Source organism: Tenacibaculum insulae (assembly GCF_964512435.1).
GTDB classification, from domain to species: domain Bacteria; phylum Bacteroidota; class Bacteroidia; order Flavobacteriales; family Flavobacteriaceae; genus Polaribacter; species Polaribacter insulae_A.
This window is the reverse complement of the sequence record NZ_OZ208512.1, coordinates 1448282-1465481: the sequence shown is the minus strand read 5'-3', so window position 1 is coordinate 1465481 and position 17200 is coordinate 1448282. Positions and strand designations below refer to the sequence as shown.

Here is a 17200-nt window from a genome sequence, read left to right as displayed (position 1 = left end):
ATCAGCTAAAAACTTGCATATAACTTGCTCGTGATTTCATCAAAACGCTGTAACGTCATATTTTTGCACTATGCTATTTCCAAAAAAACTTACTCAAAAATTACTACAACGAAAAGAAACACAATCTTTAAGGACACTTGGAGACGAAGTTCATTTAATCGACTTTTCTTCGAATGATTATTTAGGTTTTGCGAAATCTGTAACTATTTTTGATCAGACACATCAATTTTTACTTGATGAAAATTTAAAAATTAATGGAGCAACAGGCTCTCGATTACTTTCTGGAAATCATCATTTATATTCGATTGTTGAAAAAGAATTAGCAACATATCATCAAACAGAACAAGCCTTAATTTTTAATTCTGGTTACGATGCTAATATTGGGTTATTTTCTTCTGTACCTCAACGAGGTGATGTTATTTTATATGATGAATTTATTCATGCTTCTATTCGTGACGGAATTCAACTTTCAAACGCCAAGTCTTATAAATTTAAACACCATAACTTAATACACTTAGAGGAATTATTAAAACGATTTCAACAAGAAAATAATCATATTTATGTAGTTACAGAATCTGTTTTTTCTATGGATGGCGATTCACCAAATTTAATTAAACTAACTGAAATCTGTAAAAAAAACAACGCGTATTTAATTGTTGATGAAGCGCATGCTTTAGGAGTTTTTAACTTCGGATTGATTCAAGAATTAAACTTACAAACAGACGTTTTTGCAAGAATTATTACCTTCGGAAAAGCACTCGGTTGTCACGGAGCAGTAGTTTTAGGAAGCAATAAACTAAAAGAATATCTCGTTAATTTTTCTAGAAGTTTTATTTACACCACAGGTTTATCTCCTCATGCAATAGCAACTATTAAATTTGCTTACACTCAATTACATCAAAAGAAATCGCAAGAGTTACTTCAAAAAAATATTCACTTTTTTAAGCAAGAAATAAACAGATTGCAACTTAATTTTATCGAAAGTAATACTGCCATACATTGTTGTGTCATTTCTGGCAACCAAAAAGTAAAACTGATTGCAGAAAAACTTAAAGAAAAAGGCTTTGAGATAAAACCAATTTTATCTCCAACAGTAACAAAAGGAGAAGAGAGATTACGTTTTTGTTTGCATTCATATAATTCTTTTAAAGAAATTACGAGTGTTTTAGATTGGTTAAATATTTTTATAAATTAAAAATCGTCGCCCTGAATTTATTTCAGGGTCGCATTACATAAATCAATTACTAATAGATATGAGATGCTGAAAACAAGTTCAGCATGACATTAATAATAGTTCCAAATTGTTAATAAAAAATGAGTTTTATAAAAAAATTAATAAGTTTTATTGGATCAGTTTTTTTAATTTTATTTAACCCAAATCCAAATTTTTCTAAACAATCAGTATGACATTTAGAAACACTTAATAGTAAAAAAATCTACATTGGTTTTACGGTTATTATCATAATTATCCTTGTATCTCTTTTTCTTATGACAACAAATTCTTAATTAAACAATCTTTTAAATGAAAAAATATTTTATCACAGGAATTTCTACTGAAGTAGGAAAAACTGTAGCATCAGCAATTATAACCGAAGCATTACAAGCTGATTACTGGAAACCGATACAAGCAGGCGAACTAGAAAACTCTGATTCACATAAAATCGAGCAACTAATTTCTAATTCAAAGACCATAATTCATCCCAATTCATACGCGCTAAACACTCCTATGAGTCCGCATGCTGCAGCAGAAATAGATGGTGTTACTATTGAATTATCTAAAATTACCGAACCAAAAACCAACAAAAATTTAGTTATTGAAGGCGCTGGTGGATTATTAGTTCCGTTAAATAATTCGGACACAATTTTAGATATTATCAAACCAGAATATAAAGTAATTGTAGTTTCGCGTCATTATTTAGGTAGTATAAATCATACTTTATTAACCATAAAATTATTACAAGAAAAAGGCTTTGATGTTGCTATTATTTTCTCTGGAAATGAATATAAAACCACAGAAGATATCGTCAAAAAAATGACAAACATTTCTGTAATTGGACGTATTGATGAAGAGCCTTATTTTGATAAAAATGTAATTAAAGAATACGCCGAACTTTTTAAAGATAAATTATAACGTCACCCTGAACTTGTTTCAGGGTCGCATAAAACTCTATTTTGCATTGTAAAAAAGGAACCTAATGAGATTCCGAAATAAATTCGGAATGACGAAACCGAATAATAAACATATAAAATACAAACGTTAACGTCACCCTGAATTTATTTCAGGGTCGCATTTCAAAATGAAGCAAAAGTTATATTTGTATCTTTAACTGCTAATCATGAAGAAATCTTTTTAATGAGATGCTGAACTAAATTCAGCATGACGAAATGATATTACAATTATAAAAAAATAAACGTCACCCTGAACTTGTTTCAGGGTCGCATTACAAAATGAAGCAAAAGTTATATTTGTATCTTTAACTGCTAATCATGAGGAAATCTTTTTAATGAGATGCTGAACTAAATTCAGCATGACGAAATGATATTACAATTATAAAAAAATAAACGTCACCCTGAACTTGTTTCAGGGTCGCATTACAAAATGAAGCAAAGTTATGTATACATACTAGCTAATAAATACCGAACTACATTTTATACTGGAGTAACCGCAAATTTATCTAAAAGAATTATTGAACATAAAAAAGGGGAAGCATCAAAATTCACCAAAAAATATAATGTTGTTGATTTAATCTATTTCGAAGAATTTTCTGACATCAATCAAGCTATTGCTAGAGAAAAACAATTAAAAAATTGGCATAAAGAATGGAAACTTAATTTAATTAGAGAATTAAATCCAACTTTAAAAACATTAGAATATTAATTACTTTTGATGCGATGCTGAAATAAATTCAGCATGACGAAATATAGAATAAACGAGACAAAAACACCAACGTAACGTCACCCTGAACTTGTTTCAGGGTCGCATGATAAAAAGAAATATAATTACATAATATACTTGCTAATTTAGCATTAAACTTATTATCAGTAAAACGAAAAAATATAACATGACACTTCAAGAAAGAGATAAAAAACACCTTTGGCATCCGCTAAAACAACACCAAACGCATCCGGATAGTTTAGGAATTATAAAAGCTAAAGGATGTATTTTAACTGATGAAAATGGCAATGAATATATCGATGCTATTTCGTCTTGGTACACCTGTATGTTTGGACATTGCAACGATTTTATTACCAATCGTGTTTATCAACAAATGCAAACATTAGATCAAATAATGTTTAGTGATTTTACACACGAACCTGCCGTAAAATTATCAGAAGAGCTTATTAAAATCCTTCCAGAAAATCAAAACCGAATTTTCTTTAACGATAATGGTTCAACAGCCGTAGAAGCTGCCATAAAAATGGCATTGCAATACTATTTTAATAAAGGCGAAAAACGAACTACCTTTATTGCTTTTGAAGATGGTTTTCATGGTGATACTTTCGGGGCGATGTCAGTTTCTGGTTTATCAGCTTATAACGGTCCATTTGAAGATTTTTTAATGGATATTGAGCGTATTCCTGTTCCAAATGGCGAAAACAATCAAGAAATTCTACATCAGTTAAAAGAAATTATTACTAAAAATGATATTGCTGGTTTTATTTACGAACCTTTAGTGCAAGGTGCTGCCGGAATGAAAATTCACGAAGCAAACGATTTAAACGAAATTTTAAATTTTTGTAAAGCTAATAACATTTTAACCATTGCTGATGAAGTAATGACAGGTTTTGGTAAAACAGGTAATAATTTTGCTTCGGATGAAGTTACTACAAAACCAGATATTATTTGTTTAAGTAAAGCCTTAACTGGCGGATTAGTGCCGATGGCAATTACCTCGTGTACCGAAAAAATTTACAGTACTTTTTTAAGCAACGATATTGCAAAAGGTTTTTTTCACTGTCATACGTATTCAGCAAATCCTATTGCATGTAGTGCTGCTTTGGCAAGTATTGAGTTATTACAGACCAAAGAAATTCAAGACAGTATTCAGTTTATTTCAGCTTCCCATAAAACGTTTGAAGCGCAAATTAAAAACCACCCAAAAGTAGCAAGCACACGCGCTAAAGGAGTAATTTTAGCCATCGATTTAAAAACCAATGCTGGTCGTTACGGTACTTTACGCGATCAATTATTAAAACATTTTATGAATGACGGCGTTTTTTTACGACCGTTAGGAAACACTATTTACATTCAACCTCCGTATGTAATTAAAAAAGAGCAGTTGCAAAAAGTATATGCCACTATCGAAAAGGTTTTAGATATTTTCTAAAACCTTTTCTTTTTCAAGCAAGTTAATTTCTTCTTCAGTTTCTTTAATTACAACATATAAATCTTCGTAACTCCACGTTCCATCAACTTTAATACCTCTAACAATTAAAGTCCCTTTTCCTTTATTTCCTTGTATTGGAATTGAAAAATCAACCTCTCCATCATTATTATTTATTGATATTTCTCCTGATGGAATTCCATATTTTTCTATCGATTCACCTAAAAAGTGAGTTACCTCTTTATTTTTAACAGCTTGTTCAATTGCATATTCTATCGGTGTTGCATTAGTTATCATTTTAGAAACACTAAATACCGCGGCACCAACTCCCATAACTATCAATAAAATAAATCCTAAACATCCAGATACTGGTACAAACCACAACCAATTTCTACCAAACCAACTTTTTTGTTGTTGCTCACTCATAATATCAAAAAATTTAGTGCAAGATAATTATTTTTATTTCTTTCATATTCGTTGATATTACTGTTATTTTTGCATTGATATTATCAATCATTTTAATGTGATACTGAAACAAGTTCAGTATGACGGAAATAAATTATGAAAGAACCAATTTCTATTACCTCTTTTGCTTCCGTTTCTGCTATAGGAAGTACTCCTGAGCAAATTTGGAAAAACTATTTAACCACAAAACATTTCTTAACTTTAAAAGAAAATGTTTGGACAGGCTGTTTAACAAACGAAGATAAACTTGCTATTGAAGAAATTAGAAATTCTGACAACAAATACAAAAGTTTAGACGACTCTGTGTTATACACCTTGTATGTAGCCAGAAAAGCAATTGAGAAAACAAATTGGACATCGGATGATAATTTTGGAATAAATATTGGTTCATCAAGAGGAGCAACTTCTCTGTTTGAAAAATATCATAAAGAATTTTTAGACACCGGTAAATCATCAACCTTAAGTTCTCCAACCACCACTTTAGGAAATATTTCTTCTTGGATTGCACACGATTTACAAAGTAACGGACCCGAAATTTCGCACTCTATTACCTGCTCTACAGGTTTACATTCGTTATTAAACGGGGTTGCATGGTTGCAATCTGGTATGGCTAAAAAATTTATGATTGGTGCCAGCGAAGCTTCTTTAACCGATTTTACGATTGCACAAATGCAAGCCTTAAAAGTATACTCGAAAGAAACCGATGAACACCCTTGTAAAGCTTTCGATTTAGAAAAAACCAAAAACACCATGGTTTTAGGAGAAGCCGCTGCAGTTTTTTGTTTAGAAAAAGGAACGCAAAAAAATGCATTAGCTTTTATTAAAGGCGTTGGCTATGCTACCGAGGTTTTAAAACACAATACATCGGTTACAGCAAATGCTGAGTGTTTTCAAAAATCAATGAAAATGGCTTTAGAAAATATTTCTCTTGATGAAATTGATGCTATTGTAATGCATGCACCTGGCACTATAAAAGGAGACCAATCTGAAATTAATGCAATTGACAAAGTTTTTGGTGATAAAACACCTTTTTTAACAACCAATAAATGGAAAGTTGGCCATACTTTTGGCACTTCTGGCTTACTTAGTTTAGAGTTAGCAATGTTAATGTTACAGCATCAAAAAGCAATTGCAGTGCCTTTTGTTAAAAAACAACTACCACCAAAAAACCTTAAAAACATATTGGTAAATGCGGTTGGTTTTGGCGGAAATGCCGTTTCTGTTTTATTAACTAAATAATAGTGTCTATTTAAAGCAATTTATCTATTTTTAATAACTCATTAAAATAATTGCTTTATGATGGAATGGTTTACAGATTTAACTTCTTTTCAAAAAACATATTGGATAATAACAGGAATAGCTTCCCTTATTTTTCTTTTTGTACTAATTAGCACATTTGTAGGTGCCGATACAGATGACATTGGCGATATCGATGCAGAAATAGATGCGGATATTGGTGCTGGATTTCAATTTTTTACTTTTAAAAACGTCGTTGCTTTTTTTGCCATTTTTGGTTGGAGTGGTATTGCAAGTATAGATGCAGAAAACTCAAAGTCTATAACCATTATTATTTCTTTATTTTGTGGTTTAACCATGATGTTTGTTATGGCTGCTATGTTTTATTACATTAGTAAATTAGGTGCTAGCGGAACATTAAAAATGCAAAATGCTTTAAATTCTATAGGCGAAGTGTATTTAACTGTAGGTGCTAAAAGATCTAGCATTGGTAAAGTACAAGTAAAAGTACAAGGCGCTTTAAGAGAATTAGAAGCTTTAACCGATTACAATGAAGATTTAAAACAAGGAAATGTTATTAAAGTTATTGAAGTAACAAACAACGGAATATTAATTATTGAACCTCAAAAATAAAAAATTACTATGCTACATTTAATTGTATTACAAAACAGTCCGTTTGCGGGCTTAATTGGAATAGGAGTTGCAATCCTGTTCATTTTTATATTAATAGTTGCCATGATAAAACGCTATAAAAGATGTCCTTCAGACAGGATTTTAGTAGTTTATGGTAAAGTTGGCGGAGGTGAATCTGCCAAATGTATTCATGGTGGTGCGGCCTTTATTTTTCCGGTAATTCAAGATTATCAATTTTTAGATTTAACACCAATTTCTATTGAAGTTAACTTGGTAAACGCACTTTCTAAGCAAAATATCCGTGTAAATGTTCCTTCTAGATTTACAATCGGAGTTTCTACCGAGCCAGGAATTATGCAAAATGCTGCTGAACGCTTGTTAGGTTTAGACCAAAATAACATTCAGGAATTAGCACAAGAAATTATTTTCGGGCAATTACGTTTAGTCGTTGCATCGATGGATATTGAAGAAATTAATTCAGATAGAGATAAGTTTTTAACCAATATCTCTAAAAGTGTAGAATCTGAATTAAAAAAAGTTGGTTTAAAATTAATCAACGTAAATATTACCGATATTGTTGATGAATCTGGCTATATAGAAGCTTTAGGAAAAGAAGCTGCTGCACATGCAATTAACGCTGCTCGTAAATCGGTTGCCGAAAAAACTAGAGATGGTTCTATTGGTGAAGCAAATGCTGTGCAAGATGAAAGAACACAAGTTGCTGCTGCAAACGCGCAAGCTGTAGAAGGAGAAAATACCGCAAAAATTGCTGTTGCTAATTCCGATTCGTTAAGAAGGCAACGTGAGGCAGAAGCAGAACGTACTGCAATTGCATCAGAAAAAGTACAAACAGCAAAGGCATTAGAAGAATCGTATGCTGCAGAACAAGAAGCAGAAGTAGCTAGGGCTGAAAGAGAACGTTCATCTCAATTAGCAGATATTATTGTACCTGCTGAAATAGATAAACGCAAAGTAGAAATTGATGCAGAAGCCGAAGCTGAAAATATTAGGAGAATTGCAAAAGGACAGGCAGATGCTATTTTATTTAAAGCACAGGCTGAAGCACAAGGTCAGTTTGAAATTTTAACAAAACAAGCTGCGGGTATGGAACAAATTGTAAAAGCTGCAGGTAACAACTCTAAAGATGCTGTTTTACTTTTAATTGCTGATAAATTACCTGAATTAGTTAAAACACAAGCCGAAGCTATTAAAAATATTAAGATTGACAAGGTTACTGTTTGGGAAAATGGTGGCGGAAAAGACGGAAAATCATCAACATCTAACTTTATTTCTGGTATGTACAAATCGGTACCGCCATTACAAGAAATGTTTAATATGGCGGGTATGGAATTACCTGAATATTTAAAAGGAAAAGATATTGCTACCGAAATAATTGAAGATACAAAAGAAGATAATTCACCTTCTTAAACATACTATAATTGATATAAAATTCCGCTTTCATAGCGGAATTTTTGTTTTCAGCTGTTCTTTACATTTTACAGATAAAAATAATTAATAAATAGCTGTTTTGATTCAGAATTCGATACAAGCGCGTCATTCTGAATTTATTTCAGAATCGCATCTTTATAACAAACAATGCTGGCTCTTGATGAGAACCTGAAAAAAGTTCAGGTTGACGTAACGTTTAGTAGCTATTTATTTGGATGGTTTTCAGCTATTATTTACATTTTACAGATAAAAATAGTTAATAAATAGCTGTTTTGATTCAGAACACTATACAAGCGCGTCATTCTGAATTTATTTAAGAATCGCATTTTTATAACAAACAGTATTTCCTCTTGATGAAAATTTGAAACAAGTTCAGGTTGACGGAACGTTTAGTAGCTATTTATTTGGATGATTTTCAGATGTTCTTTACATTTTACAGATAAAAATAGTTAATAAATAGCTGTACTGATATAGAACTCGATACAAGCGCGTCATTCTGAATTTATTTCAGAATCGCATTTTTATAACAAACAGTATTGACTCCTGATGAGAACCTGAAACAAGTTCAGGTTGACGTAACGTTTAGTAGCTATTTATTTGGATGATTTTCAGATGTTCTTTACATTTTACAGATAAAAATAGTTAATAAATAGCTGTACTGATATAGAACTCGATACAAGCGCGTCATTCTGAATTTATTTCAGAATCGCATTTTTGCAACAAAAAGTATTGATTCCTGACGAGAACTTGAAACAAGTTCAGGTTGACGTAACGTTTAGTATTTATTTGGATAAAATTGAGAAATTTAAAATATTACAACAATATCGATTCCTCTTTCTTTGATAAATAGAAATAAAAAGCTGCTGTTAAACGGTATTTTTGTAAATAGGTTTAGCCCTGATTGAACGGCTTGTTTGAGCTCTTTTTTGTTTTTCTCAAAAAAAGCGAGTAGTGAAAGCAGGAAATAGCTTCTAAAAAGAAATAAAAAGACAATTAGTTTTTTTATTTTTGGCATTACAAACAACTTGAATTTATGAGTGAAGTAAGACACAACTGGACGAAAGAAGAAATTCTTGAGATATATAACAAACCTATGATGGAGCTTTTATATGATGCAGCATCGATTCATAGAAAAAGTCACGATCCAAACGTAGTACAGGTTTCTACCTTATTATCAATAAAAACTGGTGGATGTTCTGAAGATTGTGGATACTGTCCGCAAGCGGCACGTTATCATACCAATGTTGATGGAAACGATTTAATGAGTGTACAACAAGTAAAAGCACAAGCTTTAAGAGCAAAATCGGGCGGAAGTTCGCGTGTTTGTATGGGAGCTGCTTGGCGTAACGTAAAGGATGGACCAGAATTTGACCAAGTGTTAGAAATGGTAAGAACCATTAATAAACTTGATATGGAGGTTTGCTGTACTTTAGGAATGGTTACTGAAAACCAAGCGCAACGTTTGGCTGAAGCTGGTTTATATGCTTATAATCATAATTTAGATTCGTCGGAAGAATATTATAAGGAAGTGATTTCTACACGTGGTTATCAAGACAGATTAGATACGATTGATAATGTTCGTAAAACAAATGTAACTGTTTGTTCGGGCGGAATTATTGGTATGGGAGAAAGTGCTGAAGATAGAGCGGGTATGTTAGTTGCTTTATCAACCTTAGATCCACAACCAGAATCTACACCTATTAATGCTTTGGTTGCTGTTGAAGGTACGCCGTTAGAAGATGAAAAACCTGTTGAAATTTGGGATATGATTCGTATGGTAGCAACAACACGTATTGTGTTACCAGAAACTCAGGTTCGTTTATCGGCTGGTAGAACTCAAATGAGTAGAGAAGGACAAGCAATGTGTTTCTTTGCTGGTGCAAATTCAATTTTTGCTGGAGATAAGTTACTTACAACTCCGAATCCTGATGTAAATGAAGACATGAAAATGTTTAAATTATTAGGAATGAATCCACAAAAACCATTTACTAAAAAAGTGCAACCGCAATCTGTTGAAGCGCAAGATTCTAAATTTGAAGCTTTAGGTGAAAAGCCAAAATGGACAAGGCCTGAGCATAAAATTGATAGAAACGAACAAAAAAAGCAAGAAGCTAAAGAATTAAAAGCTTAAGTTTTAATTTTAAAATAATTATTTTAAACCATCAGTTTTTCTGATGGTTTTCTTTTTTAAAAGTTTTATAACATTTTAGTAACTTTGTTTTTTTAATTTAGATATAAATGGGGCTAAATCTTGCCAAAATTGATAGCGTAGCAACTATTACCAAAGAAGATTTTATTAAAAACTACTTTAAACCTCAAAAACCTGTGGTAATTGAGCGCTTTATTGAAGATTGGCCAGCTTATTCGAAATGGTCATTAGCGTACATGAAAGAAGTTGCTGGCGACAAAACAGTGCCTTTATATGACGACAGACCTGTAGATTATAAAGATGGTTTTAATGAGCCGCATGCTACCATGAAAATGAGTGATTATGTAGATTTGTTAAAACGTGAGCCTACAAAATTTAGAATATTTTTATGGAATATCTTAAAAGAGGTTCCGATACTTCAAAAAGATTTTACGTTTCCTGATTTTGGTTTACGTTTAATGAAAGGAATGCCTATGTTGTTTTTTGGAGGAAAAGATTCGTACACTTTTATGCATTATGATATTGATTTAGCTAATATTTTTCACTTTCATTTTGAAGGAAAAAAAGAAGTTATCTTATTTGATCAAAAGCAAAATAAATACTTGTATAAAATACCACACTCTTTAATTACCAGAGAAGATATTGATTTTTCGAATCCTGATTTTAAAAAATGGCCTGCATTAAAAAATGCCAAAGGATATATTACCAATCTTGAGCACGGTAACGTTTTATACATGCCCGAAGGTTATTGGCATTATATGCGTTATATAACACCTGGTTTTTCTATGAGCTTACGTGCCATTGCTCGTACACCTAGTAGATTAGGAAAAGCTTTATTTAACGTATTTGTAATGCGTAATTACGATAATTTAATGCGTAGAATTAAAGGGCAAAAATGGATTGATTGGAAAAATGAACAAGCCATTATAAGAACTAATAAAGCAAATAATATTTCATAAAAAAAGCGCCAATATTGGCGCTTTTTTTTATAAATAAAAGATGGTATTAAAACCAACCTTTTTGATTTACTTGATATGTTTGTATAAACTCTTCATCAGATTTTGTTAAGTATAAAATTCCTTCAATAAAAGAAATTATTCCTGCTAAACCACAAGTAACAATAGTTAATATTAATTGAATAATACCTTCTTTCGTATAACCTAAAACAAATTTATGCACACCTATTGATCCTATTAATATAGCTAAAACACCAGCTAAAACTCTTTTACTTTCTTGATTTGGAACAGATTTTCCGTTTTCATCAATTACATTCATTTTTTTTATTTTTAATAATTAGTTGATGCCGAATTTATAAAAAAGCTGCGTCATTTGGCTCCCATAATTCAATTTTATTTCCATCTAAGTCAATTATCCACCCAAATTTACCGTAATCGTACTCTTCAACTTTATCTAAAACAGTAACTCCTTTTTCTTTTAGCTCTTCTAATAACTCCTTTAAATTTTCAACTCTGTAGTTAAACATAAAGTCTTTTTTAGAAGGATTAAAATATTGGGTATCCTTAGCAAACGGGCTCCATTGTGTTGATGCTTTTTTGCCTTCGCTATCTTGCCACCAAAAAGTACAACCCCAATCATCCGTATTAAAACCTAAGTTGTTTTTATACCAATCTTTTGTTTCAGATGGATTTTCAGTTTTAAAAAAAACACCGCCTATTCCTACTACTTTTCCTTTTTTCATAACTATTTTTTTATTGCGGTTTCATAAATAGCAATCCACTCATCAACTGTTATTTTTGTACAAAGCTCTGCTATTAAATCGTACGGAATATCGTCTATTTTTTTAAATCGGATACAGCTTTTACCCATATCTAACTTTCGTTTACAATGCTTCGGATACTCTTCAACAAACCAATCTAACATTTCTTTTTTAGCGTAAATTCCGCTATGGTATAAATTAATCGAGTTTTTTTGAGAAGCCACATTTATAAAAGGCAATGGTAAACTAGTATCGCAATGATATCCGGCAGGATAAATGGTATGTGGCACATAATATCCAATCATATTATAATTCATCCCTTCTTCAAATCCTTTAGGCAGATTTTTTTTGATAATAACTCGTAATTTTTCTACAACAACTTGTCGTTCTTCAGGAATTTGAGCTATGTATTCTTCAACTGAATTAGCTTCGTATTTCATTATAAATAATTTTAAACGCTACAAGTTAACAAAATTTTGCTTTAATTTTATTTACAATTGTTTGCGCCAACTTTTCTTTACTTTCTACTGTCCAACCTGCAACATGCGGAGAAAGTAATACATTTTCTGATTTTATTAAGTATTCAAATGCTGCTGGCATTTCAACCTTATTTGATAGGGTGTTTTTTTGAAATAAATTTTCGAACGATTTTTTTTCATATTCTAACACATCCAATCCTGCTCCTAAAATTTTACTCGATTTTAAAGCTGTCACTAAATCAGAAGTAACCACCGATTTTCCGCGTGCGGTATTTATCAACCAAAAAGGTTTAGAAAAAGCATTAATAAAACTGGTATTGACCATGTTTTTAGTCAACTCGGTTTGCGGAGTATGCAAGCTTAAAACATCAACTTTTTTTTGCAGTTCTTTTAATGAAACTTGTATCGCATTTTCATCACCAACATTTGGTTTAATATCGTAACACAACACATTTACCTCAAAACCACGAAGTTTTTTTGCAAACGATTTACCCATGTTACCATAACCAATTAAACCAACTGTTTTTCCGTCGAGTTCGATTCCACGATTTTCTTCTCGCAACCATTTTCCGTTACGAACTTCAGCATCTGCTTTGTTTATTTTATTAAAAAGAGACAGTATCATTCCTAAACTATGCTCACCTACTGCATTTCTATTTCCTTCGGGAGCCGAAATTAAATACACACCTTTTTCTTTAGCATAATCACCATCTATATTTTCTAAACCAGCGCCTACTCTACCAATAAATTTTAGTTTTGTAGCTTTTTCTAAAAAATCTTTATCAATTGTAAATCTACTTCGAATGATAATTCCGTCGTACTGATTAATTTTAGCTTCTATTTCTATTTTTGACGATGTATAATCTTCGTCATTTACAAAACCTAAAGCTTTTAACTGATTTAAAAGCAGTGGATGATTTGAATCTAAATGAAGTATTTTCATATGTTTTTTCATAAAAAAAGCCTTCTTTTCAGAAGACTTTTAAGTTTTAATATTGTTCTTTTTCGTTAGGAAAATCTTTCGATTTTACGTCTGCAATATAATTTTCAAAAGCACCTGTCATTTCAGAATATAAATCTAAATATCTGCGTAAAAAACGAGGATTAAATTCATGTGTCATTCCAATCATATCGTGTGTTACTAAAACTTGGCCATCAACTCCACCACCAGCTCCAATACCAATAACCGGAATCGTTAAACTTTCGGCTACTCTTTTTGCTAAAGCCGCGGGTACTTTTTCTAGTACCAATGCGAAACATCCTAATTGCTCTAATAATTTAGCGTCTTCTAATAATTTTTCAGCCTCTTCTTCTTCCTTAGCTCTAACGGTATAAGTTCCGAATTTATAAATAGATTGTGGTGTTAACCCTAAATGTCCCATTACAGGAATACCTGCTGTTAATATTCTTGAAATAGATTCGCCAATTTCGCTTCCTCCTTCTAATTTTACTGCATGCCCACCAGATTCTTTCATAATTCTAATCGCAGAATCTAAAGCATTTTTAGAGTTTCCTTGATAAGTACCAAAAGGTAAATCAACCACAACCAAACAACGTTCTACAGCTCTTATTACCGAACTTGCATGATAAATCATTTGATCAAGAGTAATAGGTAACGTTGTTTCATGGCCCGCCATTACGTTGGAAGCAGAATCACCTACTAAAATAACATCAATTCCTGCTCCGTCTACAATTTTTGCCATTGTATAATCGTAAGCCGTAAGCATCGAAATTTTTTCTCCGTTTACTTTCATCTCTACAAGAGATTTTGTTGTTATTCTTTTATATTGCTTTTTAGCTACTGACATTCTATTTTGTTTTATAGATTGTAAAAATACGCATTTATTTTATTGATTTATTGCTTAAACTTAACTTACAATTTCCTTTTATAAATTAATTAAAGCCGTTAATCTTCTGTTAATTGTACTATAAAAACATCTATTTTTAATAGCTTTACTACTTAAAACCAAACTACTATGCCTAAAATAATTGTTTTTCTAAGTTTTTTAATACTTACTAATGTTACACATGCTCAAAACAACACTGAAAATATCGCCATAAAAAAAACTATCGAAACTTTTTTTAAGGGATTACATAAAGGAGATAGTGCTATTGTTAGCTCAACTTTACATTCTGATATTAAAATACAAACAACTTTTACCGATAAAAACGGAAAAAATAATTTAATTACTGATAGTAAGAAAAAACTTTTAACCGGAATTGCTAATAAAAAACCTGAGCATATTTATTTTGAAAAAATATTGTCTTGGGATATTAAAATTGATGGGAATTTAGCCTCTGTCTGGACACCTTACGAGTTTTATTTTAACACTAAATTTAGCCATTGTGGTGCAAATTCTTTTCAGCTTTTTAATAACAACGGAAAATGGGAAATTGTATATTTGGTAGACATGAGACGTAAAAATAACTGTAAATAAGAATCCATTATTATCTTTTATTTCTTAATCAAAAAATAACTTATATTTGGCATAATGGACCAAAACAAAAAATCCAATACACTATCGCCCAATAAATGGGTAGATGCTTATGCTGATTATTTATTTAATTATGCTGTTGCTCGTGTAAATGATGCTAATATCGCCAAAGATTTAGTACAAGAAACTTTTTTTGCTGGACTTAAATCTGCCAAAAATTTTCAAGGAAAATCAACAGAAAGAACTTGGTTAGTTTCTATACTAAAAAGAAAAGTAATTGATTATTATCGAAAAATAAATTCTAAAAAAGGGCAAGCCGAAGTTAGAATGAGTTTTTATAATAATGATGAAAATGAAGGGAATTGGATTGAAGAACACGTTCCGCAATCTTGGGATAATGAAGCTGAAAAAAACATTGAAAACAATGAGTTAAAAACTCAGTTAGACGAATGTATAGACAATTTACCTGAAAAATATGCAATGGTTTTTAGAATGAAAACAATTCAAGAATTTGAAACTGAAGAAATTTGTAAGGAACTAAATATCACTTCGTCAAATTTATGGGTTATCATTCACAGAGCCAGAACTCAATTAAGAAATTGCATGGAAAAAAATTGGTTTAATAAGTAAGAAATAATGTTTAAAAAATTTAAAGTAACATGTGATGAAGCAACAAGCATTTGTGATAAAGCACAATATGGCGAAGCTTCTATTTACGAAAAACTACAACTAAATTTTCATTTATTAGTTTGTAAAATATGTGCTTTGTACTCTAAGCAAAACAGTAAAATGACTGACATATTTAAAATGAGAGCAAATAGTTGTAAAAGCGAAACTAAGTGTTTATCTAATCAAGATAAAGAAGCTTTAAAAGAACAATTAAGTAATTTTAGTTAAATTATTATATTTAAATTAAAAATAGAAACGGAACTTATGATAAAATAAGCTCCGTTTTTTTTTACCTTTGAATCAAAATTATCATCATGCACTTTCTTCCTGAAAAAATTGACACTTATGTTGTTAACCATTCGCAACAAGAGCCTAAAATATTACAAGAATTAACTAAAGAAACTTGGCAAAAGGTATTAAACCCAAGAATGTTAAGTGGTGCTTTTCAGGGAAGAGTTTTATCAATGATTTCAAAATTAATACAACCTAAATCTATTTTAGAAATTGGTACCTATACTGGTTATTCTGCTTTGTGTTTGGCCGAAGGATTGTTAAAAAACGGCACCTTGCATACGATAGATAAAAATGAAGAATTAGAAGAACTTCAATCTACCTATTTTCAAAAATCAGAATATAAAGATCAAATTAAACAATATGTGGGAAATGCCATTGATATTATTCCTACAATAAACACAAAATTCGACTTGGTTTTTATTGATGCTGATAAATCTAATTACCTAAATTATTTTGATTTGATTATTGATAAAATGAATACAGGCGGTGTTATTTTATCTGACAATGTACTTTGGAGTGGAAAAGTCGTAGAAGAGCTAAACCCGAAAGATAAAGACACTAAAGTACTTTTAGAATACAATAAGAAATTAAATGAAGATAATCGTTTAGAAACTGTTTTATTACCTATTAGAGATGGCTTAACAATTAGCAGAGTAAAATAATAATTAAAACTTTCGTTTAATTGGCCCTGTAAAGTCGTCAATATTATCTTTAACTTTATTAACTTCTTTGTTAATATCCCTTACAAAACCTGTATCAATACCTTGGTCTTTAGCGCTATCGTTAATTTCTTTCTTAATATCATTAGTTGCGTCTTTAATTTGTCGCATACCTTTCCCTAGCCCTCTTGCTATTTCAGGAATTTTATCTGCACCAAATAACATTACTACTATTAATAAGATTATAAAAATCTCTGGGCCGCCTATAAATAAAAATACTACATTCATTAGTACAAAGATAATTAAAATAGGTAGTTAAATTCTTTATTAAATAAAAAAAGCCAAACATAATGTTTGGCTTTTTTTTTATAGCTTATAAGTAATTAATCTGCAAGAATAATTGTCTTATTGTCTTTCATTTCAATAGTTCCAGATTTAATAGCTAAAGTTAATACTTTTTCATCTTCTGGCAAACTTACAATACTTCCATGTAAATCATCAAAAACTGAATGCTCTTGAGTATGTACATTTATTTTTACTGTTCCTTTGTTTAAAATAGATACTACTGGTGCGTGGTTATTTAAAATCTGAAATTCACCATTAATACCTGGTACAGTAACAGAATCTACATTTGATGAAAATAAAATAGCCTCTGGAGTTACAATTTCTAAAAACATAATTTAAATAGAA

Annotated in this window: 21 protein-coding genes; 13 read left to right on the top strand and 8 right to left on the bottom strand. The window is 30.9% G+C overall.

Translation table 11 applies throughout. The features are described from left to right. The first annotated feature begins 70 nt into the window (after positions 1 to 70). The 4 genes from ACN5J5_RS06815 to bioA all read left to right on the top strand — a co-directional run bounded on the left by ACN5J5_RS06815 (position 71) and on the right by bioA (position 4328). Positions 71 to 1195 (top strand): aminotransferase class I/II-fold pyridoxal phosphate-dependent enzyme, encoded by a 1125-nt coding sequence (locus tag ACN5J5_RS06815; RefSeq protein ID WP_418644183.1) that lies wholly within the window; start codon positions 71 to 73, stop codon positions 1193 to 1195. Positions 1196 to 1522: 327 nt separating this feature from the next. Beyond that, positions 1523 to 2131, top strand: a complete 609-nt coding sequence (gene bioD / locus ACN5J5_RS06810; protein WP_418644182.1) for a dethiobiotin synthase — start codon at positions 1523 to 1525, stop codon at positions 2129 to 2131. A gap of 468 nt (positions 2132 to 2599) precedes the next feature. After that, positions 2600 to 2878 (top strand): GIY-YIG nuclease family protein, encoded by a 279-nt coding sequence (locus ACN5J5_RS06805; protein WP_418644181.1) that lies wholly within the window; start codon positions 2600 to 2602, stop codon positions 2876 to 2878. A 184-nt stretch (positions 2879 to 3062) separates the two neighbouring features. Then, entirely contained in the window at positions 3063 to 4328 is a 1266-nt protein-coding gene (gene bioA / locus ACN5J5_RS06800; RefSeq protein ID WP_418644180.1) for an adenosylmethionine--8-amino-7-oxononanoate transaminase, read from the top strand. Here bioA and ACN5J5_RS06795 read toward each other — a convergent pair. Continuing rightward, positions 4314 to 4751 carry a cytochrome c oxidase assembly factor Coa1 family protein gene (locus tag ACN5J5_RS06795; protein WP_418644179.1) on the bottom strand — a complete coding sequence of 146 codons (438 nt, stop codon included), beginning with the start codon at positions 4749 to 4751 and terminating at the stop codon, positions 4314 to 4316. The genes bioA and ACN5J5_RS06795 overlap by 15 nt on opposite strands. Positions 4752 to 4886: 135 nt before the next feature. Here ACN5J5_RS06795 and ACN5J5_RS06790 point away from each other — a divergent pair, with 135 nt between their 5' ends. The 5 genes from ACN5J5_RS06790 (at position 4887) to ACN5J5_RS06770 (ending at position 11216) form a co-directional block, all read left to right on the top strand. Then, positions 4887 to 6029 (top strand): beta-ketoacyl synthase N-terminal-like domain-containing protein, encoded by a 1143-nt coding sequence (locus ACN5J5_RS06790; RefSeq protein ID WP_418644178.1) that lies wholly within the window; start codon positions 4887 to 4889, stop codon positions 6027 to 6029. 57 nt (positions 6030 to 6086) lie between these two features. Further along, the gene (locus ACN5J5_RS06785; protein ID WP_418644177.1) at positions 6087 to 6659 is read left to right on the top strand and encodes a hypothetical protein; all 573 of its coding nucleotides are present in this window, start codon (positions 6087 to 6089) and stop codon (positions 6657 to 6659) included. Between the two features lie 9 nt (positions 6660 to 6668). Next, entirely contained in the window at positions 6669 to 8087 is a 1419-nt protein-coding gene (locus ACN5J5_RS06780; RefSeq protein WP_418644176.1) for a flotillin family protein, read from the top strand. Between the two features lie 1054 nt (positions 8088 to 9141). Next, a complete protein-coding gene (gene bioB / locus ACN5J5_RS06775; protein WP_418644175.1) occupies positions 9142 to 10239 on the top strand; it encodes a biotin synthase BioB in 1098 nt (365 codons plus the stop codon). Positions 10240 to 10346: 107 nt separating this feature from the next. Further along, the gene (locus ACN5J5_RS06770; protein ID WP_418644174.1) at positions 10347 to 11216 is read left to right on the top strand and encodes a cupin-like domain-containing protein; all 870 of its coding nucleotides are present in this window, start codon (positions 10347 to 10349) and stop codon (positions 11214 to 11216) included. 46 nt (positions 11217 to 11262) lie between these two features. Here the strand turns inward: ACN5J5_RS06770 and ACN5J5_RS06765 are convergent, their stop codons facing one another. From ACN5J5_RS06765 to panB, 5 genes are read right to left on the bottom strand one after another with little or no spacing between them, the layout of a single operon-like run. Further along, positions 11263 to 11532 carry a TM2 domain-containing protein gene (locus ACN5J5_RS06765; RefSeq protein WP_418644173.1) on the bottom strand — a complete coding sequence of 90 codons (270 nt, stop codon included), beginning with the start codon at positions 11530 to 11532 and terminating at the stop codon, positions 11263 to 11265. Positions 11533 to 11566: 34 nt separating this feature from the next. Beyond that, positions 11567 to 11956 carry a VOC family protein gene (locus ACN5J5_RS06760; RefSeq protein WP_418644172.1) on the bottom strand — a complete coding sequence of 130 codons (390 nt, stop codon included), beginning with the start codon at positions 11954 to 11956 and terminating at the stop codon, positions 11567 to 11569. Between the two features lie 2 nt (positions 11957 to 11958). Then, a complete protein-coding gene (locus ACN5J5_RS06755; protein ID WP_418644171.1) occupies positions 11959 to 12414 on the bottom strand; it encodes a DUF1801 domain-containing protein in 456 nt (151 codons plus the stop codon). Positions 12415 to 12439: 25 nt separating this feature from the next. Then, positions 12440 to 13396 (bottom strand): 2-hydroxyacid dehydrogenase, encoded by a 957-nt coding sequence (locus tag ACN5J5_RS06750; RefSeq protein ID WP_418646534.1) that lies wholly within the window; start codon positions 13394 to 13396, stop codon positions 12440 to 12442. A 46-nt stretch (positions 13397 to 13442) separates the two neighbouring features. Beyond that, the gene (gene panB, locus ACN5J5_RS06745; protein WP_418644170.1) at positions 13443 to 14261 is read right to left on the bottom strand and encodes a 3-methyl-2-oxobutanoate hydroxymethyltransferase; all 819 of its coding nucleotides are present in this window, start codon (positions 14259 to 14261) and stop codon (positions 13443 to 13445) included. Positions 14262 to 14429: 168 nt separating this feature from the next. On the opposite strand from panB, the gene ACN5J5_RS06740 reads away from it, so the two are divergent. The 4 genes from ACN5J5_RS06740 (at position 14430) to ACN5J5_RS06725 (ending at position 16513) form a co-directional block, all read left to right on the top strand. Further along, complete coding sequence (locus ACN5J5_RS06740) at positions 14430 to 14891, top strand: nuclear transport factor 2 family protein (protein ID WP_418644169.1); 462 nt, start codon at positions 14430 to 14432, stop codon at positions 14889 to 14891. Between the two features lie 54 nt (positions 14892 to 14945). Next, entirely contained in the window at positions 14946 to 15518 is a 573-nt protein-coding gene (locus ACN5J5_RS06735; RefSeq protein ID WP_418644168.1) for a sigma-70 family RNA polymerase sigma factor, read from the top strand. Between the two features lie 6 nt (positions 15519 to 15524). Then, on the top strand, positions 15525 to 15785 hold the full coding sequence (locus ACN5J5_RS06730) for a hypothetical protein (protein ID WP_418644167.1): 261 nt from the start codon (positions 15525 to 15527) through the stop codon (positions 15783 to 15785). An 86-nt stretch (positions 15786 to 15871) separates the two neighbouring features. Beyond that, the gene (locus ACN5J5_RS06725) at positions 15872 to 16513 is read left to right on the top strand and encodes an O-methyltransferase (RefSeq protein WP_418644166.1); all 642 of its coding nucleotides are present in this window, start codon (positions 15872 to 15874) and stop codon (positions 16511 to 16513) included. 3 nt (positions 16514 to 16516) lie between these two features. Here ACN5J5_RS06725 and ACN5J5_RS06720 read toward each other — a convergent pair whose 3' ends face one another. Both ACN5J5_RS06720 and ACN5J5_RS06715 read right to left on the bottom strand, forming a co-directional pair. Then, complete coding sequence (locus ACN5J5_RS06720; protein WP_418644165.1) at positions 16517 to 16798, bottom strand: Sec-independent protein translocase subunit TatA/TatB; 282 nt, start codon at positions 16796 to 16798, stop codon at positions 16517 to 16519. Positions 16799 to 16893: 95 nt separating this feature from the next. Next, the gene (locus ACN5J5_RS06715) at positions 16894 to 17187 is read right to left on the bottom strand and encodes a F0F1 ATP synthase subunit epsilon (protein WP_418644164.1); all 294 of its coding nucleotides are present in this window, start codon (positions 17185 to 17187) and stop codon (positions 16894 to 16896) included. Positions 17188 to 17200: the final 13 nt, after the last annotated feature.

Excerpts from the sequence above, each read along its gene's own strand:
- ACN5J5_RS06790 (WP_418644178.1), top strand. The coding sequence starts at position 4,887 with ATGAAAGAACCAATTTCTATTACCTCTTTTGCTTCCGTTTCTGCTATA.
- ACN5J5_RS06720 (WP_418644165.1), bottom strand. The coding sequence starts at position 16,798 with ATGAATGTAGTATTTTTATTTATAGGCGGCCCAGAGATTTTTATAATC.
- ACN5J5_RS06780 (WP_418644176.1), top strand. The coding sequence starts at position 6,669 with ATGCTACATTTAATTGTATTACAAAACAGTCCGTTTGCGGGCTTAATT.
- ACN5J5_RS06760 (WP_418644172.1), bottom strand. The coding sequence starts at position 11,956 with ATGAAAAAAGGAAAAGTAGTAGGAATAGGCGGTGTTTTTTTTAAAACT.
- ACN5J5_RS06730 (WP_418644167.1), top strand. The coding sequence starts at position 15,525 with ATGTTTAAAAAATTTAAAGTAACATGTGATGAAGCAACAAGCATTTGT.
- bioD (WP_418644182.1), top strand. The coding sequence starts at position 1,523 with ATGAAAAAATATTTTATCACAGGAATTTCTACTGAAGTAGGAAAAACT.
- ACN5J5_RS06805 (WP_418644181.1), top strand. The coding sequence starts at position 2,600 with ATGAAGCAAAGTTATGTATACATACTAGCTAATAAATACCGAACTACA.
- ACN5J5_RS06715 (WP_418644164.1), bottom strand. The coding sequence starts at position 17,187 with ATGTTTTTAGAAATTGTAACTCCAGAGGCTATTTTATTTTCATCAAAT.
- panB (WP_418644170.1), bottom strand. The coding sequence starts at position 14,261 with ATGTCAGTAGCTAAAAAGCAATATAAAAGAATAACAACAAAATCTCTT.
- ACN5J5_RS06755 (WP_418644171.1), bottom strand. The coding sequence starts at position 12,414 with ATGAAATACGAAGCTAATTCAGTTGAAGAATACATAGCTCAAATTCCT.
- ACN5J5_RS06770 (WP_418644174.1), top strand. The coding sequence starts at position 10,347 with ATGGGGCTAAATCTTGCCAAAATTGATAGCGTAGCAACTATTACCAAA.
- ACN5J5_RS06795 (WP_418644179.1), bottom strand. The coding sequence starts at position 4,751 with ATGAGTGAGCAACAACAAAAAAGTTGGTTTGGTAGAAATTGGTTGTGG.
- bioA (WP_418644180.1), top strand. The coding sequence starts at position 3,063 with ATGACACTTCAAGAAAGAGATAAAAAACACCTTTGGCATCCGCTAAAA.
- ACN5J5_RS06765 (WP_418644173.1), bottom strand. The coding sequence starts at position 11,532 with ATGAATGTAATTGATGAAAACGGAAAATCTGTTCCAAATCAAGAAAGT.
- ACN5J5_RS06815 (WP_418644183.1), top strand. The coding sequence starts at position 71 with ATGCTATTTCCAAAAAAACTTACTCAAAAATTACTACAACGAAAAGAA.
- ACN5J5_RS06785 (WP_418644177.1), top strand. The coding sequence starts at position 6,087 with ATGATGGAATGGTTTACAGATTTAACTTCTTTTCAAAAAACATATTGG.
- ACN5J5_RS06735 (WP_418644168.1), top strand. The coding sequence starts at position 14,946 with ATGGACCAAAACAAAAAATCCAATACACTATCGCCCAATAAATGGGTA.
- bioB (WP_418644175.1), top strand. The coding sequence starts at position 9,142 with ATGAGTGAAGTAAGACACAACTGGACGAAAGAAGAAATTCTTGAGATA.
- ACN5J5_RS06750 (WP_418646534.1), bottom strand. The coding sequence starts at position 13,396 with ATGAAAATACTTCATTTAGATTCAAATCATCCACTGCTTTTAAATCAG.
- ACN5J5_RS06740 (WP_418644169.1), top strand. The coding sequence starts at position 14,430 with ATGCCTAAAATAATTGTTTTTCTAAGTTTTTTAATACTTACTAATGTT.
- ACN5J5_RS06725 (WP_418644166.1), top strand. The coding sequence starts at position 15,872 with ATGCACTTTCTTCCTGAAAAAATTGACACTTATGTTGTTAACCATTCG.